24 protein-coding genes are annotated in these 22,351 nt (G+C 61.6%); 5 read left to right on the top strand and 19 right to left on the bottom strand.

The features are described from left to right. Positions 1–404 precede the first annotated feature (404 nt). From DBR46_RS22620 to DBR46_RS22590, 7 genes are all read right to left on the bottom strand, one after another. The gene (locus DBR46_RS22620; protein WP_124527991.1) at positions 405–1,640 is read right to left on the bottom strand and encodes a Zn-dependent hydrolase; all 1,236 of its coding nucleotides are present in this window, start codon (positions 1,638–1,640) and stop codon (positions 405–407) included. Beyond that, the gene (locus tag DBR46_RS22615; protein ID WP_124527990.1) at positions 1,633–2,112 is read right to left on the bottom strand and encodes an L-2-amino-thiazoline-4-carboxylic acid hydrolase; all 480 of its coding nucleotides are present in this window, start codon (positions 2,110–2,112) and stop codon (positions 1,633–1,635) included. The genes DBR46_RS22620 and DBR46_RS22615 overlap by 8 nt, the downstream gene beginning before the upstream one ends. A gap of 57 nt (positions 2,113–2,169) precedes the next feature. Next, a complete protein-coding gene (locus DBR46_RS22610) occupies positions 2,170–3,309 on the bottom strand; it encodes a branched-chain amino acid ABC transporter substrate-binding protein (RefSeq protein ID WP_124527989.1) in 1,140 nt (379 codons plus the stop codon). Between the two features lie 66 nt (positions 3,310–3,375). Then, a complete protein-coding gene (locus DBR46_RS22605) occupies positions 3,376–4,092 on the bottom strand; it encodes an ABC transporter ATP-binding protein (RefSeq protein ID WP_124527988.1) in 717 nt (238 codons plus the stop codon). Beyond that, positions 4,085–4,858, bottom strand: a complete 774-nt coding sequence (locus DBR46_RS22600) for an ABC transporter ATP-binding protein (RefSeq protein WP_124527987.1) — start codon at positions 4,856–4,858, stop codon at positions 4,085–4,087. The genes DBR46_RS22605 and DBR46_RS22600 overlap by 8 nt, the downstream gene beginning before the upstream one ends. Then, complete coding sequence (locus DBR46_RS22595) at positions 4,855–5,940, bottom strand: ABC transporter ATP-binding protein (RefSeq protein WP_124527986.1); 1,086 nt, start codon at positions 5,938–5,940, stop codon at positions 4,855–4,857. The genes DBR46_RS22600 and DBR46_RS22595 overlap by 4 nt, the downstream gene beginning before the upstream one ends. Then, positions 5,937–6,884, bottom strand: a complete 948-nt coding sequence (locus DBR46_RS22590) for a branched-chain amino acid ABC transporter permease (RefSeq protein ID WP_124527985.1) — start codon at positions 6,882–6,884, stop codon at positions 5,937–5,939. The genes DBR46_RS22595 and DBR46_RS22590 overlap by 4 nt, the downstream gene beginning before the upstream one ends. A gap of 172 nt (positions 6,885–7,056) precedes the next feature. Between DBR46_RS22590 and DBR46_RS22585 the strand changes: the two genes are divergently transcribed. Beyond that, on the top strand, positions 7,057–7,953 hold the full coding sequence (locus DBR46_RS22585; protein ID WP_124527984.1) for a LysR substrate-binding domain-containing protein: 897 nt from the start codon (positions 7,057–7,059) through the stop codon (positions 7,951–7,953). Positions 7,954–8,039: 86 nt separating this feature from the next. Further along, positions 8,040–8,468: a hypothetical protein gene (locus DBR46_RS22580; protein ID WP_124527983.1), complete on the top strand. Its 429-nt coding sequence runs from the start codon at positions 8,040–8,042 to the stop codon at positions 8,466–8,468. 266 nt (positions 8,469–8,734) lie between these two features. Here DBR46_RS22580 and DBR46_RS22575 read toward each other — a convergent pair whose 3' ends face one another. Further along, on the bottom strand, positions 8,735–9,484 hold the full coding sequence (locus tag DBR46_RS22575) for an SDR family oxidoreductase (RefSeq protein ID WP_124527982.1): 750 nt from the start codon (positions 9,482–9,484) through the stop codon (positions 8,735–8,737). Positions 9,485–9,614: 130 nt separating this feature from the next. Between DBR46_RS22575 and DBR46_RS22570 the strand changes: the two genes are divergently transcribed. After that, positions 9,615–10,526 carry a LysR family transcriptional regulator gene (locus tag DBR46_RS22570; protein WP_124527981.1) on the top strand — a complete coding sequence of 304 codons (912 nt, stop codon included), beginning with the start codon at positions 9,615–9,617 and terminating at the stop codon, positions 10,524–10,526. An 8-nt stretch (positions 10,527–10,534) separates the two neighbouring features. Here DBR46_RS22570 and DBR46_RS22565 read toward each other — a convergent pair whose 3' ends face one another. Next, complete coding sequence (locus DBR46_RS22565; protein ID WP_124527980.1) at positions 10,535–11,284, bottom strand: glucose 1-dehydrogenase; 750 nt, start codon at positions 11,282–11,284, stop codon at positions 10,535–10,537. A gap of 147 nt (positions 11,285–11,431) precedes the next feature. On the opposite strand from DBR46_RS22565, the gene DBR46_RS22560 reads away from it, so the two are divergent. After that, on the top strand, positions 11,432–12,298 hold the full coding sequence (locus tag DBR46_RS22560; RefSeq protein WP_124527979.1) for an AraC family transcriptional regulator: 867 nt from the start codon (positions 11,432–11,434) through the stop codon (positions 12,296–12,298). A 115-nt stretch (positions 12,299–12,413) separates the two neighbouring features. Here the strand turns inward: DBR46_RS22560 and DBR46_RS22555 are convergent, their stop codons facing one another. The 4 genes from DBR46_RS22555 to DBR46_RS22540 are packed head-to-tail and all read right to left on the bottom strand — an operon-like array spanning position 12,414 to position 15,008. Continuing rightward, positions 12,414–12,872, bottom strand: a complete 459-nt coding sequence (locus tag DBR46_RS22555) for a nuclear transport factor 2 family protein (RefSeq protein ID WP_124527978.1) — start codon at positions 12,870–12,872, stop codon at positions 12,414–12,416. A gap of 18 nt (positions 12,873–12,890) precedes the next feature. After that, on the bottom strand, positions 12,891–13,850 hold the full coding sequence (locus DBR46_RS22550; protein WP_124527977.1) for a trans-acting enoyl reductase family protein: 960 nt from the start codon (positions 13,848–13,850) through the stop codon (positions 12,891–12,893). Then, entirely contained in the window at positions 13,847–14,248 is a 402-nt protein-coding gene (locus tag DBR46_RS22545) for a VOC family protein (RefSeq protein ID WP_124527976.1), read from the bottom strand. The genes DBR46_RS22550 and DBR46_RS22545 overlap by 4 nt, the downstream gene beginning before the upstream one ends. 16 nt (positions 14,249–14,264) lie before the next feature. After that, positions 14,265–15,008: an SDR family NAD(P)-dependent oxidoreductase gene (locus DBR46_RS22540; RefSeq protein WP_124527975.1), complete on the bottom strand. Its 744-nt coding sequence runs from the start codon at positions 15,006–15,008 to the stop codon at positions 14,265–14,267. Between the two features lie 138 nt (positions 15,009–15,146). On the opposite strand from DBR46_RS22540, the gene DBR46_RS22535 reads away from it, so the two are divergent. Continuing rightward, positions 15,147–16,037: an AraC family transcriptional regulator gene (locus DBR46_RS22535; RefSeq protein ID WP_177414115.1), complete on the top strand. Its 891-nt coding sequence runs from the start codon at positions 15,147–15,149 to the stop codon at positions 16,035–16,037. 120 nt (positions 16,038–16,157) lie between these two features. On the opposite strand, the gene DBR46_RS22530 is transcribed toward DBR46_RS22535, so the two are convergent. From DBR46_RS22530 to DBR46_RS22505, 6 genes are read right to left on the bottom strand one after another with little or no spacing between them, the layout of a single operon-like run. Continuing rightward, positions 16,158–17,900, bottom strand: coding sequence for an ABC transporter substrate-binding protein (locus tag DBR46_RS22530; protein WP_124527974.1), 1,743 nt, complete (start codon positions 17,898–17,900; stop codon positions 16,158–16,160). A 32-nt stretch (positions 17,901–17,932) separates the two neighbouring features. Beyond that, positions 17,933–18,205: a DUF2160 domain-containing protein gene (locus DBR46_RS22525; protein WP_017735080.1), complete on the bottom strand. Its 273-nt coding sequence runs from the start codon at positions 18,203–18,205 to the stop codon at positions 17,933–17,935. 10 nt (positions 18,206–18,215) lie between these two features. Further along, positions 18,216–19,031 (bottom strand): carbohydrate ABC transporter permease, encoded by an 816-nt coding sequence (locus DBR46_RS22520; RefSeq protein ID WP_124527973.1) that lies wholly within the window; start codon positions 19,029–19,031, stop codon positions 18,216–18,218. A gap of 10 nt (positions 19,032–19,041) precedes the next feature. Beyond that, entirely contained in the window at positions 19,042–19,908 is an 867-nt protein-coding gene (locus tag DBR46_RS22515) for a carbohydrate ABC transporter permease (RefSeq protein WP_122511609.1), read from the bottom strand. Continuing rightward, positions 19,905–21,002, bottom strand: coding sequence for an ABC transporter ATP-binding protein (locus DBR46_RS22510; RefSeq protein WP_124527972.1), 1,098 nt, complete (start codon positions 21,000–21,002; stop codon positions 19,905–19,907). The genes DBR46_RS22515 and DBR46_RS22510 overlap by 4 nt, the downstream gene beginning before the upstream one ends. Continuing rightward, positions 21,002–22,096: an ABC transporter ATP-binding protein gene (locus DBR46_RS22505; protein ID WP_124527971.1), complete on the bottom strand. Its 1,095-nt coding sequence runs from the start codon at positions 22,094–22,096 to the stop codon at positions 21,002–21,004. The genes DBR46_RS22510 and DBR46_RS22505 overlap by 1 nt, the downstream gene beginning before the upstream one ends. Positions 22,097–22,351: the final 255 nt, after the last annotated feature.

The raw sequence follows: 22,351 nt of genomic DNA, 5'->3' as shown, positions 1-22,351 counted from the left end.
CGGTGGGGCAGCTGCATCTATGTTGTCTGACAGGCCGCCTTCGCGAGCAAGCCCGCTCCCACAGGGGATTGGGTTACCACTCTGGATCAGGTGCACACCAGCCAAACTGTGGGAGCTGGCTTGCCTGCGATGGCGGTGGGTCAGCTGCATCGGTGTTGGCTGACAGGCCGCCATCGCGGGCAAGCCCGCTCCCACAGGGGATTGGGATACCACTCTGGATCAGGTGCACACCAGCCAAACTGTGGGAGCTGGCTTGCCTGCGATGGCGGTGGATCAGCTGCATCTGTGTTGGCTGACAGGCCGCCATCGCGGGCAAGCCCGCTCCCACAGGGGATTGGGTTGCCACTTTGGAGCAGGTTCACACCACCCAAGCCAGCTCCCACAGTTTGATTTGTGTACATTCGCTAGATGCAGGACTTGGCCAGGATCGCCTGGAGCAATACATCCGCGCCCGCCGTCGACCATTCAGGCGAAATCTCCTCCGCCTCGTTATGGCTCAACCCATCCACACACGGCACAAAGATCATCGCCGTCGGCGCCACTTGGTTCAGGTAGCAGGCATCATGCCCCGCGCCGGAAATCATTGGCCGATGGCTGTAACCCAACGCCTCGGCAGATGCCCGCACCACCTCCACGCAATCCGCATCAAACGCAATCGGCGCGTACTGGAAGATCTGCGTCACGCTGTGCTGCAAACCAATCCCGTCGGCGATCTGCGCCACCGCTTCGCGCAGTTGCTGGTCCTGGCGCGCCAGCACGGTTTCGTCCGGGTGACGGAACTCCACGCTGAAAAACACCCGCCCCGGCACGACGTTGCGCGAGTTGGGGAAGATATTCGCCATGCCCACCGTGGCACGCCCCTCGGCGCCTTGTTCCAGGCCCAGGCCGTTCACCGCTTCGACCACGCGGGCGAAGCCGAGCAAGGCGTCGAGGCGATGGTCCATCGGCGTGGTGCCGGCGTGGGCGCTGCGCCCCTTCAATTCGACTTCATACCAGCGCTGGCCCTGTGCACCGGTGACCACGCCGATGGTGATGCCTTGCGCTTCAAGGATCGGGCCCTGCTCGATATGCAGTTCAAACGCCGCATGCACCGCCTGGCCACCCACCGGGTGCGGGCCGGCATAGCCGATCTGCTGCAACGCCTGGCCAATGCTCACGCCGTTTTTATCTTCGCGGGACAGGCCGTATGCCAGGTCAAACACCCCGGCGTAGACCCCCGACGAAATCATCGCCGGGGCAAAGCGCGAGCCTTCTTCGTTGGTCCAGTTGACCACCTCGATCGGCCGGTCGGTCTCGATGCCGAGGTCGTTCAAGGTGCGCAGTACTTCCAGCCCGGCGAGCACGCCGTAGATGCCGTCGTACTTGCCGCCGAAGGGCTGGGAGTCGGCATGGGAACCGGTCAGCACCGGCGCCAGGTCATCACAACGCCCGGCGCGACGGGCGAAGATATTGCCCATGGCGTCCACGCGAATGCTGCACCCGGCCGCCGTGCACCACTGCACGAACAAGTCGCGCCCGCGACGGTCTTCGTCGGTCAGCGCCAGGCGCGAAACGCCGCCCTTTTCGGTGGCGCCAATCTGCGCCATGTCCATCAGCGAATCCCACAAACGCGCGCCGTTGACCCGTGCCAGATTATTCATGGGGTTTGGCCCGGTAGCGAAAATCACAGCGATGGTCGCCGCCCATGATGGTCTGGGTGCGGGTCAGCTCGATATCGGGGTTGTAGCCGACGATAAACAGCTCGTCACGGTTGCACGACAACAAGTGGCCGATCTCGCCCAGGCCCATCTCGGTGTACATCTCGGCGTAGCGGCAGCGCTTGACGTCGTAGTCGTAGTGCTCGGCGTCGCTGGCGATGATCTCGACCTTCAGCGCGTCGTCTTTTTCCCAAAGCACTTGCAGCTCGACAAAGCTCTTGAGGTCGGCCTGCTCTTCCAGCGAAGCAAAATGCTTGCCCGCCTGGATCGCCGCGTTGCCCACCGCTTCGCCGATCACGGCAGCGGCAAAGTCCTTGCCCTGCTCGCGCTTGAGAATCTCGTAGATCGGCTTGATGATTTCGGCCTCGATCCGCCGCCGGGCAAGAATGCCCAGTTCACCTTCCAGTTTGCTCATTGTGTGCCTCCATCAGCTCCACAGAATCGGGTGCCCCAAAGGGCACCCAAAAGATCATTACTTGCCGCCTGCGACGCTGACCGGCTGCCATTGGTTGGCCTTGACCTGGTACACGGTGAACGACGGCTTCTTCAAGTTGCCTTGCGCATCGAACGCGATGGTCCCGGTCACACCCGCGTAGCTGATGGCACGCAGCACCGGCAGGTACTTCTGCGGATCAACCGAGTCGGCCTGTTCAATCGCCGCCACCAGCACGCCAACACCGTCATAGGCGAACGGCGCGTGCAGTTCGATATTGGCCTTGTAGCGTTCTTTGTAAGCCTGCTCGAAGGCCTTGCCACCCGGCATCTGCGCAATCGCCAGGCCCGGTTCCAGGGCGATCACGCCCTCGCCTTCGTTCTGCGCCAACTCCAGGAAGGTCTGGCTGACAAAACCACCGGCGCCCATCAGCGGCGCCTTGATCCCCAGTTGCTTGAGGCGCCGCGCCAGCGGTGCGGCCTGGGAGTCGACGCCGCCAAAGAAGATCAGGTCCGGGTTCTGGCTGCGGATATTGGTGAGCACGGCGCTGAAGTCGATGGTCTTGTCGTCCACGTATTCACGACCGACGACTTTCGCGCCACCGGCTTCGATGGCTTTGACAAACTGATCCGCCAGGCCCTGGCCGAATGCAGTGCGGTCGTCGATCACGGCGATGCGCTTGGCTTTCAGCGTGTTCAACGCGTAATCGCCGGCGACCTGACCGCCGTCGTCGTCATGGCCCATGATGCGGAAACTGGTGTCGAAACCCTGCTGGGTGTACGCATGACCGGTGGCAACCGGTGCCACCTGCGCAATCCCGGCGTCGTGGTAGACCCGCGCGGCCGGAATGCTGGTGCCGGTGTTCCAGTGGCCGACCACGCCGACCACTCCTTCATCCACCAGGCGCTGGGCCACGGTGACGGCGGTGCGCGGGTCGGACTGGTCGTCTTCGGAGACCAGCTTGAAGGTCACGGCCTCGCCGTTGATCTTCGGGTGCTTGGCGTTGGCTTGGTCGATGGCCAGTTTGGCGCCGTTTTCCAGGTCCTTGCCGATGCGCGCGGACGGGCCAGTCAGCGGGCCAGCCAGGCCGATCAGTACGGTCTGGTCGGCTTGGGCCATGGCGCTGGCGAGACTGCTCAGGGCCAGGCCGATCAATGCGGTGTTCTTCAAAATACTCATCAGTGGTTCCTGCTTCTTTTCGGGCGGGTCGGAACACGCCGGGCGTCCGGTAGCGTCATGGTTGGGTTATTCGCCGAGATACGCGCTGCGCACCTCGGGGTGTTCAAGCAAATCTTCGGATCGGCCGCTGAGGCTGATGCGCCCGGTGTCCATCACATAGGCGCGGTCGGTGACTTGCAGCGCCAGCCGCGCATTCTGCTCCACCAGCAACAGGGTCATGCCCTGGCGGCAGACGTCGTCGATCACCCGGAAAATCTTCTCCACCATGATCGGCGCCAGGCCCATGGACGGCTCATCGAGGATCAGCAGACGTGGGCGCGATAACAGCGCACGCGCCAGGGCGAGCATCTGTTGCTCGCCACCCGACAGCAGGCCGGCAGATTGCTGCAGGCGTTCTTCCAGTCGCGGGAAGTGCTCGAACAGTTGGCTCATTTCGCGCTGCACCTGCGCGTTGTCGCGGCGCAAAAATGCGCCGGCCTGCAAGTTTTCCAGCACGCTCATACGCGCGAAAATCCCACGGCCTTCGGGGACCATGGCGATGCCTTGGCGCAGCAGTGTGTCCGGCGCCTGGCCGAGGATGGAGTGCCCGGCAAAACGGATCTCGCCCCCGGCTGCCGGCAGCAAACCGGTGAGCGCCTTGAGGCTGGAGGTCTTGCCCGCGCCATTGGCGCCAATCAGGGTCACGCGCTCGCCTTCATCGATATGCAGGTCGAGGGCTTTGACGGCTTCGATGGCGCCGTAGCGCACCTGCAAACCTTCGACTTTCAACAGTGCTTCAGACATGCGCGCTGGCTCCCAGATAGGCCTGGATCACCGCCGGATGCTGGCGCACGTCGGCGGGCGGGCCGACGGCGATGACCTGGCCGTAATCCAATACGCTGATGCGGTCGCACACGCCCATCACCAGCTTGACGTCGTGTTCGATCAACAACAGGGTGTGGCCGTCGTCGCGGATCTTTTCCAGCAGGCCGCGCAGTTGCACTTTCTCGCTGGCGTTCATGCCCGCCGCCGGTTCATCCAGGGCCAGCAGGCGCGGTTCGGTGGCCAGGGCACGGGCGATTTCCAGGCGGCGTTGGTGGCCGTAGCTCAGGCTGTCGGCGCGGTAATTGGCGAAACCGGCAAGGCCCACGTAGACCAGCAAACGATGGGCGTGAGCGCGGGTTTGCGCTTCTTCATCGCGGGCGCGGCGATGCTGGCTCAAGGCTGCCCACAGGCCGTTGCGGGTGCGCACATGGCGCCCGACCATGACGTTTTCCAGGGCGCTCATCGCGTTGAACAGGCGGATGTTCTGGAAGGTGCGCGCGATCCCCGCCTCTGCGACCTGGTGCACGCTGGTGGGTTGGTAGTCGCGGCCATCCAGTTGGAAGCGCCCGGAGTCCGGCGTGTACAAGCCGGTCATCACGTTAAAGAAGGTGGTCTTGCCCGCGCCATTCGGGCCGATCAAGCCGTAGATCTCGCCGGGCTGAATGCTCAGGCTCACGTCGGTCAGCGCCGCGACGCCGCCGAAGTATTTATTGACCTTGTCGATCTGCAACAGCGGTGCGTTCATCGTGCCACTCCTTTGGGCCACAATCCGGCGGGTCGGTAGAGCATCGCCAGGATCAACGCCAGGCCGTAAAACAGCTGGCGGATGATCTCCGGGTCCACCAGCACCTGGCCGAACAGCGCCTGCTGCAACGGGCCCATGCTGGCGCGCAAGGCTTCGGGCAGGGCTGCCAGCAATACGCAACCGAGGATGACCCCGGGGATATGGCCCATGCCGCCCAGCACCACCATCGCCAGTACGGCGATGGACTCGTTCAAGGTGAAGGATTCCGGCGAGACAAAGCCCTGGAACGAGGCGAACAACGCGCCGCTCACGCCGCCGAACGCCGCGCCAATGGCAAACGCCAGCAGCTTGAGGCGCACGGTATTGATGCCCATGGCCTGGGCCGCGTCTTCGTCCTCGCGGATCGCCACCCAGGCACGGCCGATGCGCGAACGCTCCAGGCGGATGCAGGCAAACAGGATCAACACCACCAGCGCGGCAAACAGGTAGTAATAGAGGTACACCGACGGCAGGCGCAGGCCGAACAGCTCTTGGGTGCGCCCCAGGTTGACGCCGAGCAGGCTGACCGGATCGACCTGGGAGATGCCTTTGGGGCCGTTGGTGATATTCACCGGACGGTCGAGGTTGCGCAGCAGGATGCGGATAATTTCGCCAAAGCCCAGGGTGACGATGGCCAGGTAGTCGCCGCGCAGGCGCAGGGTCGGCGCGCCCAGCACCACGCCAAAACCCGCCGCAAGCAGCGCGCCCAGCGGCAGGATCAGCCAGATCGAAGTGTGCATGCCCGCTGGCAACAACGCCGCCAGCGCAGGGAACTGTTGCAGCAGATGGGGTGATGAGAGCAACGCGGCGAGATAGGCACCCACCGCGTAGAACGCGATAAAGCCCATGTCCAGCAACCCGGCGTAGCCGACCACGATGTTCAGCCCGAGGGCGAGCATGATGTACAGCAAGGCAAAGTCGAGGGTGCGCACCCAGGTGTTGCCGCCGGCGTGGCCGACGATCCACGGCGCCAGCACCAGGGCCACGGCGAGCAGCAACAGGCCCAGGCTTGCGCGTTTGTTGGGGGGCAGGGACTTGATCATGCGCGGCTCGCCAAACGTTCGCCCAACAACCCGGAAGGCCGGAACACCAGCACCGCGATCAACACGATAAAGGCGAACACATCCTGGTAATTGCTGCCGAATACGCCGTTGGTAGCCGCACCGAGGTAACCGGTGCCAAGGGCTTCGATCAGCCCCAGCAGCAGGCCGCCGAGCATGGCGCCCTTGAGGTTGCCGATGCCGCCCAGCACCGCCGCGGTGAAGGCTTTGATGCCGGGCAAGAAACCCATGTAGAAATGCGCGCTGCCGTAGTTGCTGGCCATCATGATCCCGGCGAGTGCCGCCAGGGCGCCGCCGATGGCGAAGGTGATGACGATGATGCGGTTCGGGCTGATGCCCATCAGGCTGGCGACTTGCGGGTTCTCCGCCACGGCACGCATGGCCCGGCCGAAACGCGTGCGCTCCACCAGCACCAGCAACGCGAGCATCACCGACAAGGCGATGGCAATCGTCGTCAACGCGGTGGCGTTGGTGATGGCCGGGTGTGCGGAGGCGCCGGCCAGCACTTCGATCGGCTCCAGCGGCAGCAACTGCGGGAACATCTGCGGGTTGCGCGTCCACACCAGCATGGCAATGGTTTGCAGCAGCAGCGACACGCCGATACCGCTGATCAACGGCGCCAGGCGCGGGGCGTGGCGCAGGCGGCGATAGGCCACGCGCTCGATCACCACCGCCAGCACCGCACAAAAGGCCATAGCGACGAGGGTCGCACAGAGCAACACCAGCATCGGCGCAAGGGCTGGAAAGGTGGCCTGCAACAGACGGATCACCGACAAGCCCACCAGCGCGCCGATCATCAACACATCGCCATGGGCAAAGTTGATGATGCGCAAGATGCCGTAGACCATGGTGTAACCCAGGGCCACCAGCGCGTAGAGACTGCCCGTCATCAAACCGTTGAGCAGTTGTTGGATAAACCCATCCATGAAAACCATCGACCTCAGTGCGTACAAGGGCGGCACACTAAGCATCTATTCTATTTTTATCAAATAACAGAAAGTCATATGGTTATATCAACCCTGAAACAGGCTGTTTATGCCGTAAATACGGCACTTATGGCTCTTTATTCGGCGCAAGAGTTAGTATTTAATTCAACACATGAATAAATCAGAACAGTTAGCCAATGACCCTCCCCTGCGTGCCGTGCGCACCTTCGAAGCCTTTGCGCGCCATGGCGGGGTGAATGCCGCCGCGCGTGAGCTGGAGGTTTCCGCGTCAGCCATCAGCCATCAACTGCATTTGCTGGAAGACTTCCTGCAGCAACCGCTGACCTTGCGCCAGGGCCGCAACCTGGTGCTCACCGATGAAGGTCGCGAGTACTACCGCGCGATTCGCTCGGCGTTTGCGGTGCTGCGCAGCGCCACCGAACACGTGCGCGAAAAGAGCGCCACGCGCCAGGTGACCATCAGCCTGATCCCACTGTTTGGCATCAATCTGTTTATTCCACGCCTGGCGAATTTCCTGAAGGATCACCCGGCGCTGGACATCAACGTGACCTACGCCAACCACCGCAGCTACCCCAGCGATGCGGCCGACCTGTCGATTCGCTTCGGCACCGGGCATTGGCCGGGCTACCACAGCGAACCGCTGATCTCCGGCGCGGTGACGCCCTATTGCAGCCGCGCCTTCCTGGCACAGCACGGCCCCATCGACACGCCCGAGGCCTTGAGCCAGTTGCCACTGCTGCACGATGAAGAACGCGGCACCTGGGGCCAATGGTTCGAAGCCGCCGAAGTGGATGCCACCGCGTTGAATGGGTTGTTGCTGGAAGATGGCCAGCTTGCACTCACGGCAACCCTCACCGGCCTCGGCTGCGCATTGCTACGCGAACCCTTGGTGGCACCGCTGGTAGCCAGTGGCGAGTTGGTGAAGTTGTTTGAGCTGGAGGTGAATGATGGCCGCCAGTATTACCTGTGCCGACGGGCCAACAGTGAGTTGTCCAGCGAGGGCAATGATTTGTATGACTGGATCAAGCGCAGCTTGATTGCAGCCTGAACCGTTGATTAATCCCCCACAAACCGGCGCCCGGCTGCTATTGTGCCGCGCTTTGAAAAACCGCCGAACCTGCGAGGAAATGCACGTTGAACACTGACGAAAAAATGACCGGGGACCTGTTCGAGGTGGATAAGCGCCTGTCACTCAAACCCGTGGTGGACTTCAACAGCTACCTGCGCACGGCCTTCGGCGACGGCCCATGCACTTGCATCCGCTGCACCGCCAGCGGCGGCGATGAAACAGGCTACGCGTTCCAGCACACCTTCACCTTCGACGGCAAACCCACCCACCGCCGCTTCGCCACCACGGCGGGCAGTGATGTGTTGCAGGTGTTGAAGAAGGCGTGGTTGTCGTACACCAAGGCCGAGCTGGCGTTGAGTGGTGTGCTGGGGTTGGATACGGTGAAGGAATTTGTCGAGCCGCAATTGCACAAACGAGTGCTGCCGTTGTTTTTGGCCAGTGGGTTGGTCAAGGAAGTGGAAGGCGAGTTACAGGTCCAGCCTCAAGCGGCGTAATCCAGAGCACACCGCCAAACCAAATCTGCGCGGGTTTGCCTGCGATGGCGCTGGGCCAGCTGCATCTGTGCTGGCTGACAAGCCGCCTTCGCGGGTAAGCCAGCTCCCACAGGGGGTTGGGTTTGCAGGCCAGATCAGGTTTGCACTGGTCAAAAATGTGGGAGCTGGCTTGCCTGCGATGGCGGTGGGCCAGCTGCATCTGTGTTGACTGACAAGCCCGCTCTCATAGTCAGATGTTTTTCAGGCTGGGTGAATATGGCTGGACCTCAGCTGTTCTGCCCACCATCCACGTTCAACGTGGCACCGGTGATAAAAGCCGCATCCGCTCCGACGAGAAACGCCACCACCCCGGCGATTTCTTCCGGCTGCCCATAACGCCCCAGCGCAGTCATCTGTTTGACCAGCGGCGCCATGTCGCTGGTGTCCGGGTTCATGTCGGTGTTGATCGGCCCCGGCTGTACAGTGTTTACCGTGATTCCCCGTGGCCCCAGGTCCCGTGCCCAGGCGCGGCCGTAAGCCGCCACGGCCGCCTTGCTCGCCGCATAGTCACCAATCCCGGGGAACGGTGCGCGGCTGGCGAACATGGTGCCGATCGAAACGATGCGCCCACCATCGGCCATCAGCGGTACGGCAGCCCGCACCGCCGCCACCACGCCATTGAGGTTAATCGCTTGCTGGCGGTCCAGTGCGGCTATATCGGCGTCGGGGTCACCCACCATGCCCATCGTAAAGACGCCGGCGCTGTTGACCAGGATATCCAGGCGCCCGAAGTGTTCATGCACGCGCCTGACCAGCGCCGCCACGGCCGCGCTATCGGCTTGATCCGCCGCCACGGCCAGGCCGCTGACCCCATGCGCCTTGATGCTGCGCAACACTGACTGCGCATGCTCGGTGGATTGGGAATAGCTGAACGCAACAGCGGCACCTTCGGCCGCCAGGCGCTTGGCAATGGCGGCGCCAATACCGCGTGAAGCGCCGGTGACCAGTGCAACTTTACCTTTGAGAGAGTGAGTCATGATAATTCCTTGAAAGGCTGTCGATTCGCGGGTTGCGAGGCGTAAACCAAGGTAATCTCTTCGACTTTTGTGATAAACGGCCTATATCTGTATGCCGCATCATCCAATTCGTGACAATTGGCGAGAGACCATGGACTACTTCCAGGCTGTACAGGCGTTTTTACGCATCGTCGAAACCGGCAGTTTTGTAAAAGCTGCCGCGCAATTGGACGTGCACCCCAACGCCGTGACCAAGCTGATTCAGGCGCTTGAGTCCCACCTGCGCGTAAAGCTGCTGAACCGCACCACACGCACGGTGACGCTGACCCCGGAAGGCAGCGCCTACCACACGCGCATGAGCCGGGTGCTGGACCAGTGGCTGGAAGCAGAATCGGACATGGCGGTGTCCCGCAGCCGCCCCAGCGGCCGAGTGCGGGTTGACATGGGCACCACCATCGCCACATTGCTGGTGATCCCGGCGCTGCGCGATTTTCATGAGCGCTACCCGGATATCCAGATCGATATCGGTGCCAGCGACCGCACCGCCGACCTGGCCAGTGAAAGCATCGACTGTGTGATCCGTGGCGGGCACCTGCCGGATTCGGCAATGATTGCGCGAGGCCTGGGCAGCCTGGAGTTTGTCACCTGTGCAACACCCGCCTATCTGGCAGCCCACGGCACCCCCAACCACCCCGTTGAACTGGAAGAAGGCCATACGCTGGTGCGCTACTTTTTTCCCGGCACCGGCAAACAAAACCGTCTGGCGCTGATACGCGCTGACGAACAGGTCGCCGTTGAGGGCCGCCATTTTGTGGCCGTGAATGACAGCAACGCCTACCTGGCGGCAGGCCTTGCTGGGCTGGGGGTAATCCACACCTTGCGCTTCATGGTGCAGCCGCATATCGACATAGGCACCTTGGTGCCGGTGCTCACGCAATGGTCGGCGGCGCCCAACCCGCTGTCGGTGGTGTACATGCCCAATCGCCACCTGAGCGCGCGGGTGCGGGTGTTTGTCGAATGGTTGGTGGAGGTGTTTGCCGCACATCCCCATGTTCGGCAGTGATCAAACCGTCAGTAGCCGACACCGCGCACGCCACCAGATGCGCGGATGGATTCCCCAGTGACCCAATGGGCATCTTCGGACGCGAGGAACACCGCCAGCGGTGCAATATCTTCAGGCTCACCCAAACGCCCCAACGGCGTCCCGGCAATCAGTGACTGGCCAAATTCACCGGCAAAGTTGCCATCGGTGGCCGGGGTATTGGTATGGCCCGGCAAGATTGAATTGACACGGATGCCCTTTGACCCCAGTTCACGCGCCAGGGCGAACGTCAGCGTGTCCACCGCCCCCTTGGTGGCCGAGTACACGCTGGAGGCCAGGTAGGGGTCGGTGCTGAGGATCGAGCTGATATTGATAATACTGCCGCCCTGCCCCAACAACTTCACCGCCTCCCGCGCCGCCAGCAAATAGCCCAACACGTTAAGGTTGAACTGCTTATGAAAGGCCTCTTCGGTCAGGTCCTCGATCATCTGGAACACCGCGACACCGGCGTTGTTGACCAGGATATCCAGCGTGCCGAAGGTCTGCCGAACCGTGTCGAACAAGCGCGTCACATCGGCACCCGCACTCATGTCTGCCTGCACGCTGATGGCGTTGCCGCCCTGCGCCTGGATATGGGCGACGACTGCATCAGCATCGGCTTTGCTGGAGGCGTAGTTGACCACCACCGTCGCGCCTGCCGCCGCCAAGCCTTTTGCAATGCCTGCGCCGATACCTTTTGATGCGCCAGTGACGACTGCAATTTTTCCGTCGAGCTTCATACGTTTGATTTCCTGCGGTTGAGTGATACTGCGTGCCGCCAGTATTCGGCCCGCCGCCCGCATGACGGTTGCCGGTTCCTCGCCCATGCTTGCCTATTCTTCTCAGTTGCCTTGCGCTACCGCTCGGCGTAGCTCATGGTCGAGCCCATGAACAACGACCTCGATGAACTGCGCCGCCGCGTGCTGCGCGCAGAAAACAAGTGGACCGACACCGGCCTGCCCCGTGTGGCGATGGTGTGTGCCGAAGCCTGCGCCGATCAGGTGTATCAGCCGATGCTGCATCTGGTGCTGCAAGGCGTGAAAACGCTGTCTATCGGCGATCAGGTGTCCACCTACGGGCCGTCCAGCTATTTCGTGGTGCCGGTGGAGGTGCCCGCGACCGGGCAGGTTCACCCTTATGCTCCCGAGTCGCCCTACCTGGCACTCCGCCTGACCCTTGACCCGACTGTAATCGCCAGCGTATTGGCAGATGACATCGCGCCGGCTGAACGGCCGCGCGCGCAACGGTTCGCAGCGGTGCAGGCGCCAGCAGAAATGATCGATGCATGGCTGCGCATGCTGCGGCTGATGGATCGCCCCAACGAAGCGGCCGTGCTGGCACCGATGATTGAGCGGGAGATTGTGTTTCGGGCGCTGCAAGGCCCCCTGCGTGAAACCCTGGTGGCCATGGCGCGCCCCGATGGACGTCTAGCCCAGATCCGCCGAGCCACCGAGTGGATTCGCCAGCACTACACCGAACCTTTTCGCGTGGAACCGCTGGCGGCCATGACTGGCATGAGCGTGGCGGCCTTCTACCGGCATTTCAAAGCCATCACCGCGATGACGCCCATTCAGTATCAAAAACGCCTGCGCCTATTGAGGGCGCGTTGGTTGCTGCTGTTCGATACCCTGGATGCGGCGTCCATCGCCTTCACCGTGGGTTATGAAAGCGCTTCGCAGTTCAGCCGCGAATATGCGCGGCTGTTCGGCTTGCCGCCGGTGAAGGATGCAGCACGTTTCAAAAGCCACCCTTGAACCGCCTGCGAACCGCTGTGGCGAGGGAGCTTGCTCCCGCTGGAGTGCGTAGCGCTCCCGCTTTTTGGGGCCGCTTCGCGACCCAGCGGGAGCAAGCTCCCTCGCCACAAGGTCATCAGGTTCCGGCCAGGACTGCCGGATCGCCCGAGCGCCAGACGTTATCCACGGTCACGCGCTGGATCAGCCATACGCCCTCCTCCCGCACCAACTCAACGTCATAGCGATTCTTCATCAAGTAATGCCGCGAAGGATCGCTTTGCGGCACGTGCTGCGCTTCCACCAACGCATCCAGCCGCGCGTTATCACCGTCGAGGGTGACCCGTGCGTTGCTCACCGAGTGCGTGGTATCGAGCTGGCCGAGCGCGGCGTACAGCGCGCCGACGATGCTGTCGCGCCCTTCCAGCACCGGGTATTCAAAGCCGGCCTTGGCGGCGGCCGGGCGGAAGTCCGAGACGGCAGCGGCGGTGAATGCCGAGGCAAGCAGGGCCGAGTCCTTCAGGTCAATACCTGCCGCAAAGCGATGCAGGGTGTCGATCACCGCACTGTTTTCAGCGGCTGTTTGCAGATCAGTCATGGCGCAATTCCTGTGAGTTCAATAATCAGTGATTTGAGTGCCGTCGATGGTCTTGGCAAAGCCCACGCCAAATAGCTTTGCCGGGGTTTCAAAGCCGGATCGGCGTTCGCCGCCAAGTACTCGACGCGCCGCTTCCACGGCAGCCAATGGGGTGTAGCTGTAGCCGTTGACGGTTTCGATCACCGACCGAGCAACCATGCCATCGATGCCCGTGACTTCGGCCACGGCACGGGCATGATGGGCGTCGCGCTGGGCCTGGGTGGGGCCGTCGGGCAGTAGCGACAGGTCGCCTTCGGGGAAGGCTTCCCCGGTGATATGCACGAACATCGCGATGTTCGGGATGGCGCTGGAATGCCAGGCCGTAATCAGGTCGCCAAACGACAACGGTGCGCACAACGCAGGGCCGTCGCCAAAGTCCAGGAGCTGCGATTGCGCGTCCGGAGTGGCAAGCAACTCCCCGTCAATGCGCGCCATCACCCCAGCGCCGATGATCTCGCCGACACTCAGCGCCGAGCCCCGGGACATCGCGCCCGGCACCTGCAAGGCAATTTTCAGCGACTGCGGCTGCGGCACGCGGCTAGCGACGTGCATCGCCAGGCAGTCGGTGGGCACCACGTCCCAGCCCACGCCGGGCAGCAGCATCACATCCGCCCCGGCGCCGAGCTGTTCGGCCAGGCGGTACACATTGATTTCGGCGGTGATGTCCAGGTAGTCGGTGCCGCTGGCCATGCAGGCGCGCATCAAGGGTTCGGCGGTGTGGGCGAACGGGCCGGCGAAGTTGAGCAGCACGTCGATGCCCTGTAACTGGCTGGCATCTGCCGCAAACACGCGATACGGCACGTCCAGCTCTGCGGCCAGGGATGCCAGGCGCTCGACGTTGCGGCCAGCGATCACCAGGTTCAGGCCGAGCTGCTTGGCATGCTCGGCCGCCATGCGCCCGGTATAGCCGGTGGCGCCGTAGATCATCAGGGTTTTCATAGGGTGTGCTGCCAGTTTTTGTAGACGAATTCAAGGCTGTAGCCGTCCGGATCGAGGACGTTGGCCGCGTAGTAGTTGGGGTCGTAATGCAAGCGCGCACCCGGTGCACCGTTATCGATGGCGCCGTTGTCCAGGGCCGCAGCGTAGGCCTTTTCCACCTCGGCTCGGTTGTTGGCGACAAAGCCCACATGCACTGCTCGCCCTTCGACCACGCCTTCACGCAGCCAGAAGAACATCCGCCCATGGGCGCCAAAGCCCTTCAGGTCCGGGTGGCCGGGTGGCCCGTCCTTGCCGTCGTAGTCAAGCCGCGCAGTGATGCCCAAGGGTTTGAGGGTGGCTTCGTAAAAGCGTACAGAGCGCTCGATGTCGCTGACCGAGATAAACAGATGATCCAGCATGATGTGGCCTCGCGATTCAGATGATGTAGCCGCCCGCGACTTCAATCGTCTGGGCATTGATCCAACGGGTTTCTTCCGACAACAACAGCGCGATTACCCGCGCCACGTCTTCAGGCTCTCCGACACGACCGAGTGCGGTTTGCCCGGCCAACAGGGCCTCGAACTCATCGTTCAAGCCACCGCCCAGTTCGGTGCGGATGGCGCCGGGCGAAACAGCATTGGCGCGAATCCGCCGCTCGCCGAATTCCTTGGCCATGTAGCGGGTGAGTACATCCAGGCCACCTTTGAATGCGGCGTAAGGCGCCACGCCTGCGGTCGCAACACGGGTGGTGGCACTGGTGAGGTTGACGATGCTGGCGTGCTCTTCCAGCAACGGCAGTAAAGCCTGGGTCAGGAAAAACGGCCCTTTCAGGTGCACGCTGAACAGGCCGTCGAACTGCGCCTCGGTCACCGACTCCAGGGGGTTGAACAGGCCATAGCCGGCGTTGTTCACCAGGCCGCTCAAGGTGCTGACGCCCCAGGTGGTGTCCAAGGCTTGCACCAGCGTTTCGCGGAAAGTGGCGAATGTACTGACAGCGGAAACATCCAATGCCAGCGCTACGGCCTTGCCACCGGCGGCTTCGATCCGCTGCACCACCGCCTGCGCCGCAGCCGGGTTGCGGTTATAGGTGAGAATCACGCCATGGCCTTGGCGAGCACACAACTCGGCGGTACTGGCACCGATCCCGCGGCTGCCTCCGGTAATCACGATGACGCTCATGGCCTGCTCCACTGCTGAAAAGTTGAGTGAGCACAGTAGCCCTCGCCCTACCCGGCAACTCAGCCGTTCCTACTTCAATCCTGCCTGTTTCTGCTTTTTGCTTGCGTAGGGTCCGAAGGGAGGAACAGCATGGCCATCATGAATACTCAATTGATCGAACTGCGCGCCTTGGCCGCAAACGCCGAAAACCGCCGCACCGAGACCGGCATCCCGCGCGTGGCGATGGTCCAGGGGGCGATTCCCGAGCATATGCTCGCGGCCGTGTATGACCCGATGATCAACCTGATCCTACAGGGCAGTAAGTGCATGACCGTCGGCGACCGCACCTTGCATTACGACCCAGCGACGTATTTTGTGATGTCTATCGAGTTGCCCGCCGTGGGGGTGGTGAACCCGGCGAGTACCGGCGAGCCTTACTTGGCGGTGAGCTTGACCCTGGACCCGACCGTGCTGACCACCCTACTCAACGACCTGCCATCGCCCAGCGGGCGCTGCGAGCAGGAAGCGGGGTTTTCGGTGGCGGCCGTCACGCCTGCGCTGATGGATGCGTGGGTACGCATGCTGCGCCTGATGGGCGATCCCGTCGCGATTGCCGCCTTGGCGCCTGCGTACGAACGGGAAATCCTCTACCACGTGCTGCAAGGCCCCCACGGCTGGATGTTGCGCGAGATTGCCGCGCCGGATACGGCCATGGCGCGGGTCAGCCGAGCCATCCAGTGGATTCGCCGTGACTTTGCCGAACCAATTCGCGTTGACGCGCTGGCATCAATGGCAACCATGAGCGTTTCGGCGTTTCACCGCCACTTCAAGGCGGTGACCAACCTGAGCCCGTTGCAGTATCAGAAGCGCGTGCGCTTGTTACAGGCGCGCACCTTGATGGTGGCCAGTGCGAGCAGCGTGACCAGCGCAGCGTTTGAGGTGGGGTATGAAAGCGCGACCCAGTTCAGCCGGGACTATGCGCGGGTGTTTGGCCTGCCGCCGGCGCGGGATACGGCGCGGATTTTGGCGGCGAACAAAGGTCGTCAGTAAGCGCAGGACTATTGTGGGAGCTGGCTTGCCAGTTCCCACATTTGATCGCTTTGTACTGAGGTATGTATTTCAATCCAAACAAAACGGCACCTGAGTGCCGTTTTGTTTTATCCAACTCGTTTACTTGCGCGCCGCCTCCCACTGCTTGAGCAGGTCACCGTAAGCCACGGTCTCGCCTTTCGGTTTTTCGTTCGCCAGTTTCGGCTTCGGCGCACCCGGCTGGTCGAACCAGTATTGCGCGTCACGCTCGGGGTTCATTTTCGGGCCGCACACCGGTTGCACCTTGGAGCGTTCCAGGCGCGTCATGATCGCGTCTTGCTCCTTGGCCAGGTTGTCCAGCGCTTGCTGCGGGGTTTTCTCGCCGCTGGCGGCGGCGGCGATGTTGCTCCACCACAGCTGCGCCAGGCGCGGGTAGTCCGGCACGTTGGTGCCGGTCGGCGACCACTGTAGTCGAGCCGGACTGCGGTAGAACTCTACCAAACCGCCCAGTTTCGGCGCCATGTCGGTCATGGCCTGGGAGTTGATGTCGGACTCACGAATCGGCGTCAGGCCAACGATGGTTTTCTTCAGCGAGACGGTTTTCGAGGTCACGAACTGTGCATAGAGCCAGGCCGCAAGCTTTTGCTTCTCTGGAGTGGATTTCATGAAGGTCCAGGAGCCTACGTCCTGATAACCCTTCTTCATGCCCTCTTCCCAGTAAGGGCCGACAGGCGACGGCGCCATGCGCCATTTCGGGGTGCCGTCGGCATTCACTACCGGCAGGCCTGGCTTGACCATGTCAGCGGTAAACGCGGTGTACCAGAAGATCTGCTGGGCGATATTGCCCTGGGACGGCACCGGGCCAGATTCGGAGAAGGTCATGCCCGCGGCTTCCGGTGGCGCGTAAGCCTTCATCCAATCCACGTATTTTTGCGTGGCGAACACCGCCGCCGGGCCGTTGGTGTCGCCGCCACGGGTGACGCTGGAACCCACCGGGTGGCAGTCCTCGACGCGAATGCCCCACTCGTCCACGGGTAGGCCGTTGGGCAGGCCTTTGTCGCCGCCACCGGCCATGGAGAACCAGGCATCGGTGAAGCGCCAGCCGAGGGACGGGTCTTTCTTGCCGTAGTCCATGTGCCCATACACGCGCTTGCCGTCGATTTCCTTGACGTCTTCGCTGAAGAATTTGGCAATGTCTTCGTAGGCCGACCAGTTCACTGGCACGCCGAGGTCATAGCCGTACTTTTCCTTGAACTTGGCTTTCAGGTCCGCGCGTTCGAACCAATCGGCGCGGAACCAGTAGAGGTTGGCGAATTGCTGGTCGGGCAGCTGGTAGATCTTGCCGTCCGGTGCGGTGGTGAAGGACAGGCCGATAAAGTCCTTCAGGTCCAGGGTTGGTGAGGTGAAGTCCTTGCCCTCATTGGCCATCAAGTCGGTAATGGATTCGGTCTTGCCGTAGCGAAAGTGCGTACCGATCAAGTCGGAATCGTTGACCCAGCCGTCATAGATGTTTTTGTCGGACTGCATCTGGGTTTGCAGTTTTTCCACCACGTCGCCTTCCTGCAGCAGGTCGTGGGTCAGCTTGATCCCGGTGATTTCGCTGAAGGCCTTTGCCAGCACCTTGGATTCGTACTCGTGGGTGGTGAGGGTTTCCGACACCACGTTGATCTTCATCCCACGGAACGGTTCTGACGCCTTGATAAACCATTTCAACTCTTCGAGCTGCTGCTCGGCCGTGAGCGTTGATGGCTTGAACTCGCTGCCGATCCATTTTTTCGCGGCATCTTCGTACGCATCGGCCCAGGCCGAGGCACTCAAACCGCTGAGGGCCAGAACGGCGGCCAATGAAATGCTATGTCGCAGCTTATTGTTTTTATCGAACATAGAGACCTCCTGGTTGTTTATTCATAAGGGCACTAGCCCCAACGCATCACGCTCAACAGCCACACCAGGGACAGCGCAGTCGCCGCCCAGATGCTCCAGCCGGTGACGCCGATTACCAGCAAATGCAGGTAGGCGCTGCCGAGAAGACCAATAAACAAACGATCACCACGGGTGGTGCTGATCGGCAAAAAACCGCGCCGGGGAATACTCGGCGAACGCAGTTCCCAGGTGGTCATGCCCGCCAGAATCAGCGCGATGCCACCGAAGAACAGTGCGGTTGGGGTGGTCCAGGCCATCCATTCCATCATCGACTCCTCAGACCCGGCCGAGGGCAAAGCCCTTGGCCACGTGGTTGCGAACAAACCAGATCACCAGCATGCCGGGCAGGATGGTCAACACCCCCGCCGCTGCCAGCACGCCCCAATCGATCCCCGACGCCGAGACGGTGCGGGTCATCACCGCCGCGATGGGCTTGGCGTTGACCGAGGTCAGGGTGCGCGCCAGCAGCAACTCGACCCAGGAAAACATAAAGCAGAAAAACGCGGTGACACCGATGCCGGAGCCGATCAGCGGGATAAAAATCTTCACGAAAAACTTTGGAAACGAGTAGCCGTCAATGTAGGCGGTTTCGTCAATTTCCTTGGGCACGCCGGACATGAAGCCTTCCAGGATCCACACCGCCAACGGCACGTTGAACAGGCAATGGGCCAGGGCCACGGCGATGTGGGTATCGAACAACCCGATGGACGAATACAGCTGGAAAAACGGCAGCAAAAACACCGCCGGCGGCGCCATGCGGTTGGTCAGCAGCCAGAAGAACAAGTGCTTGTCGCCGAGGAAACGATAGCGCGAAAACGCATAGGCCGCCGGCAACGCCACGCTCAGGGAGATCACCGTGTTCAGGCTCACGTAGTACAGCGAGTTGAGGTAACCGGTGTACCAGCTCGGGTCGGTGAAGATCACCTTGTAGTTCGCCAGGGTGAAGTCCTGCGGAAACAGCGTCAGCCCGCCGAGGATTTCGGTGTTGCTCTTGAAGGACATGTTCAGTAGCCAGTAGATCGGCACCAGCAGGAACAGGATGTAGATCAGCAGCGGGATAACTTTCTTCATAAACGTAAGACGCTTGCTCATGTTGGCGGCCTCAGCGGTTGGCGTCGGAATGGGTCATGGCGGTGTAGAACAGCCAGGACACCAACAGGATGATCAGGAAGTACACCAGGGAAAACGCGGCGGCCGGGCCCAGGTCGAATTGACCTACAGCCATTTGAGTGAGCGTCTGACTGAGAAAGGTGGTGGCGTTACCCGGCCCGCCGCCAGTCAGTACGAAGGGCTCGGTGTAGATCATGAAGCTGTCCATAAAGCGCAGCATCACCGCGATCAACAGCACGCTTTTCATCTTCGGCAGCTGGATATGTCGGAACACCGCCCAGGCCGATGCACGATCGATCCGAGCTGCCTGGTAGTACACATCCGGGATGGCCCGTAGTCCCGAGTAACACAGCAGCGCAACCAGGGATGTCCAATGCCACACGTCCATGACCAGCACGGTGACCCAGGCATCCGCCGTGTTGGCCGCATAGTTGTAGCTGATGCCCATGGCGTTGAGGCTGTAACCCAACAAACCGATATCCGCACGGCCGAAGATCTGCCAGATCGTGCCCACCACGTTCCAAGGGATCAGCAACGGAATGGCCAGGATGATCAGCACCAGCGACGACCAGCGCCCCTTGGTCGGCATGGTCAGGGCGATGGCGATGCCCAGGGGGATTTCAATCAGCAGTACACAGGCCGAGTAAATGAACTGGCGCAGCAAAGAGTCATGCAGGCGCGGGTCAAGCAGGACCTGCTTGTACCAGTCGGCACCGACGAAGTAGCGGCTGGACTGGTCGAAAATGTCCTGCACCGAGTAGTTGACCACCGTCATCATCGGGATCACGGCGCTGAATGCCACCAGCAGAAATACCGGCAGCACCAGCCACCACGCCTTGTTGTTCTGCACCTTGTTCATGGCTGCACCTCCAGCAGGTAGTCGTCGGCGTAGACCATCAGCCACTGCGCGGGAAAGCTGATGGAAGCCTTGCCCTCTGGCACCGGTTTGTCTTCGGCCAGGCGCACTTTCAACAGCGTGCCGTCAAGGTTGAGGGTCATGATCTTGTAGGTGCCGAGGTCCTCCAGATGAGTGATATCGGCTTGCAGGGCGTCAGGGTTGTACTCGTCCCACACATGGATAAATTCCGGGCGGATGCCGACCTGCAATTTCTTGTAGGACGTATCGCTGATGCGTTGCGCAATCGCCTCGGACAACGGCAGATGAGTACCGGCAAACCGCACCCCGCCCGCCTCGGCCTGCACCTCGATCAGATTCATCCCAGGGCTGCCGATGAAATAGCCGACAAACGTATGGCTGGGCCGCTCGAACAACTCGCGGGGCGTACCGAACTGCACGATCTGCCCGCCGTACATCACCGCGATCTTGTCGGCGAAGGTGGAGGCCTCCAACTGATCATGGGTGACGTAGACCATGGTGATGTTGAACTGCTCATGGATCTGCTTGAGCTTGCGCCGCAGCTTCCACTTGAGGTGTGGGTCGATCACCGTCAGCGGTTCATCGAACAGGATCGCCGACACATCGTCACGCACCAGGCCACGGCCCATGGAGACCTTCTGTTTTTCGTCGGCGGTGAGGTTGCGGGCTTTCTTGGACAGCAGGTTTTGCAGGTCGAGGACTTCGGCGATTTCCTGCACCTTGCTGTGAATGTTCGCCTCCGCCATGCCTTGGTTGCGCAGCGGGAAAGCCAGGTTGTCGAACACCGTCATGGTGTCGTACACCACCGGGAACTGGAACACCTGGGCGATGTTGCGTTTTTCCGGGGTGAGGTCGTTGACCACTTTGCTGTCGAACAGCACCTGGCCTTCGGACGGGCTGAGCAGCCCGGAGATGATGTTGAGCAGGGTCGATTTGCCACAGCCGGAGGGCCCGAGCAAAGCGTAGGCGCCGCCCTGCTCCCACACGTGGTTCATTTCCCGAATCGCGTAGTCCTCAGGGCCACTCGGCGTAGGGCTGTAGCTGTGCGCCAGGTTCTGCAAATGGATCTCGGCCATCAGGCAACCCTCGCAACACGGCGCCCGGGGGCCTGGACCAGACGGCCCTGGCTATCGAACACAAACAGTTTATGGGTAGGGATATACACGCGGATCGGCGCGTCGACGTCGTACTCGTGTACCCCCGGCAGGTGCAGCACCAACAGGAAATGTTCGCTGCGCACATGCAGGAAGGTTTCCGAACCGCTGATCTCGGCGACTTCCACGGTCACCGCCAGCTCCAGGTCGTCATCGTTGCTCGGCACCAGGCTGATATGACTGGGGCGCACACCGAAGCGGAATTCACCTTCGCCGATGGGGCGCAAATCGACGTTGAGCGGAAAGTGCACGAAATTGGCGAAACTCACTTCATTGCCGCTGATGCGCCCCGGCATCAGGTTGATCGGTGGCTCGGAAAACAACTCGGCAGCGAGCACACTCTGCGGCTGGTGATAGACCTCAGCCGCCTTGCCGCTCTGGATCACCCGGCCTTCATGAAGGATGGTGGTGGTACCCCCCAGTGCCAGGGCTTCGTTGGGTTCGGTGGTGGCGTAGATGGCGATGGTATGGCGCGCCTTGAACAGTTCGCGCATTTCCTGACGCAGTTCTTCACGCAGTTTGTAGTCCAGGTTCACCAGCGGCTCATCGAACAGGATCAGCTCGGCATCCTTGACCAGCGCACGGGCCATGGCCGTGCGTTGTTGCTGGCCGCCGGACAACTCCAGCGGATGACGCTGTAGGAACTTCTCGATGCGCAACATTTTCGCAGTCTCGAACACTTTGCTCTGGATCAACTCGTTGGCCACACCGGCCTGGCGCAAGGGCGACGCGATGTTTTCGAAGACAGTCATGGTCGGGTAGTTGATGAACTGCTGGTACACCATCGACACGTTGCGCAAGCGCACCGGTTTGTGGGTGACATCCACACCATTCATCAGGATGCGACCGCTGTCGGGCTTGTCCAGGCCGGCCATCAGGCGCATCAGGCTGGTCTTGCCGGACAGGGTGCGGCCGAGTAGGACGTTAAAGGAGCCGGGTTCGAAACGCAGGGTGGCGTCGTCGATCCAGGTTTGGCCTTCAACGACGCGGGAGACGTGTTCCAGGGTCAATGACATGACACGACCTTTTTATTATTGGAATGAATCTGGCCATTCGTCAGAGCGAGTTTCGTGCCAAAACTGCAAGTGCTTGATGTGTGAGGAATTGGCTTGAACGGCATGTTCAGGAGTGAACAATCCGGGTGAACAACTGAACAGTCCGGGGGTTGACAATGAACAGTTCTGAACAACACTCTTCGAACTCGATTTAACCAACACAGCCGATTAAATGTGGGAGCTGGCTTGCCTGCTGCCACAGGTTGATCTGGTTTC

Source organism: Pseudomonas sp. KBW05, from assembly GCF_003852405.1.
Taxonomy (GTDB): domain Bacteria; phylum Pseudomonadota; class Gammaproteobacteria; order Pseudomonadales; family Pseudomonadaceae; genus Aquipseudomonas.
This window is presented reverse-complemented; position numbering and strand designations above follow the sequence as displayed.

Bases quoted from the DNA above. Each gene is read 5' to 3' on its own strand.
- DBR46_RS22520 (WP_124527973.1), bottom strand. From the start codon at position 19,031: ATGAGCAAGCGTCTTACGTTTATGAAGAAAGTTATCCCGCTGCTGATC.
- DBR46_RS22615 (WP_124527990.1), bottom strand. From the start codon at position 2,112: ATGAGCAAACTGGAAGGTGAACTGGGCATTCTTGCCCGGCGGCGGATC.
- DBR46_RS22600 (WP_124527987.1), bottom strand. From the start codon at position 4,858: ATGAACGCACCGCTGTTGCAGATCGACAAGGTCAATAAATACTTCGGC.
- DBR46_RS22540 (WP_124527975.1), bottom strand. From the start codon at position 15,008: ATGAGCGTCATCGTGATTACCGGAGGCAGCCGCGGGATCGGTGCCAGT.
- DBR46_RS22555 (WP_124527978.1), bottom strand. From the start codon at position 12,872: ATGACTGATCTGCAAACAGCCGCTGAAAACAGTGCGGTGATCGACACC.
- DBR46_RS22505 (WP_124527971.1), bottom strand. From the start codon at position 22,096: ATGTCATTGACCCTGGAACACGTCTCCCGCGTCGTTGAAGGCCAAACC.
- DBR46_RS22535 (WP_177414115.1), top strand. From the start codon at position 15,147: ATGAATACTCAATTGATCGAACTGCGCGCCTTGGCCGCAAACGCCGAA.
- DBR46_RS22525 (WP_017735080.1), bottom strand. From the start codon at position 18,205: ATGGAATGGATGGCCTGGACCACCCCAACCGCACTGTTCTTCGGTGGC.
- DBR46_RS22590 (WP_124527985.1), bottom strand. From the start codon at position 6,884: ATGGATGGGTTTATCCAACAACTGCTCAACGGTTTGATGACGGGCAGT.
- DBR46_RS22575 (WP_124527982.1), bottom strand. From the start codon at position 9,484: ATGACTCACTCTCTCAAAGGTAAAGTTGCACTGGTCACCGGCGCTTCA.
- DBR46_RS22515 (WP_122511609.1), bottom strand. From the start codon at position 19,908: ATGAACAAGGTGCAGAACAACAAGGCGTGGTGGCTGGTGCTGCCGGTA.
- DBR46_RS22570 (WP_124527981.1), top strand. From the start codon at position 9,615: ATGGACTACTTCCAGGCTGTACAGGCGTTTTTACGCATCGTCGAAACC.
- DBR46_RS22585 (WP_124527984.1), top strand. From the start codon at position 7,057: ATGAATAAATCAGAACAGTTAGCCAATGACCCTCCCCTGCGTGCCGTG.
- DBR46_RS22610 (WP_124527989.1), bottom strand. From the start codon at position 3,309: ATGAGTATTTTGAAGAACACCGCATTGATCGGCCTGGCCCTGAGCAGT.
- DBR46_RS22545 (WP_124527976.1), bottom strand. From the start codon at position 14,248: ATGCTGGATCATCTGTTTATCTCGGTCAGCGACATCGAGCGCTCTGTA.
- DBR46_RS22565 (WP_124527980.1), bottom strand. From the start codon at position 11,284: ATGAAGCTCGACGGAAAAATTGCAGTCGTCACTGGCGCATCAAAAGGT.
- DBR46_RS22510 (WP_124527972.1), bottom strand. From the start codon at position 21,002: ATGGCCGAGATCCATTTGCAGAACCTGGCGCACAGCTACAGCCCTACG.
- DBR46_RS22620 (WP_124527991.1), bottom strand. From the start codon at position 1,640: ATGAATAATCTGGCACGGGTCAACGGCGCGCGTTTGTGGGATTCGCTG.
- DBR46_RS22530 (WP_124527974.1), bottom strand. From the start codon at position 17,900: ATGTTCGATAAAAACAATAAGCTGCGACATAGCATTTCATTGGCCGCC.
- DBR46_RS22605 (WP_124527988.1), bottom strand. From the start codon at position 4,092: ATGTCTGAAGCACTGTTGAAAGTCGAAGGTTTGCAGGTGCGCTACGGC.
- DBR46_RS22560 (WP_124527979.1), top strand. From the start codon at position 11,432: ATGAACAACGACCTCGATGAACTGCGCCGCCGCGTGCTGCGCGCAGAA.
- DBR46_RS22595 (WP_124527986.1), bottom strand. From the start codon at position 5,940: ATGATCAAGTCCCTGCCCCCCAACAAACGCGCAAGCCTGGGCCTGTTG.
- DBR46_RS22550 (WP_124527977.1), bottom strand. From the start codon at position 13,850: ATGAAAACCCTGATGATCTACGGCGCCACCGGCTATACCGGGCGCATG.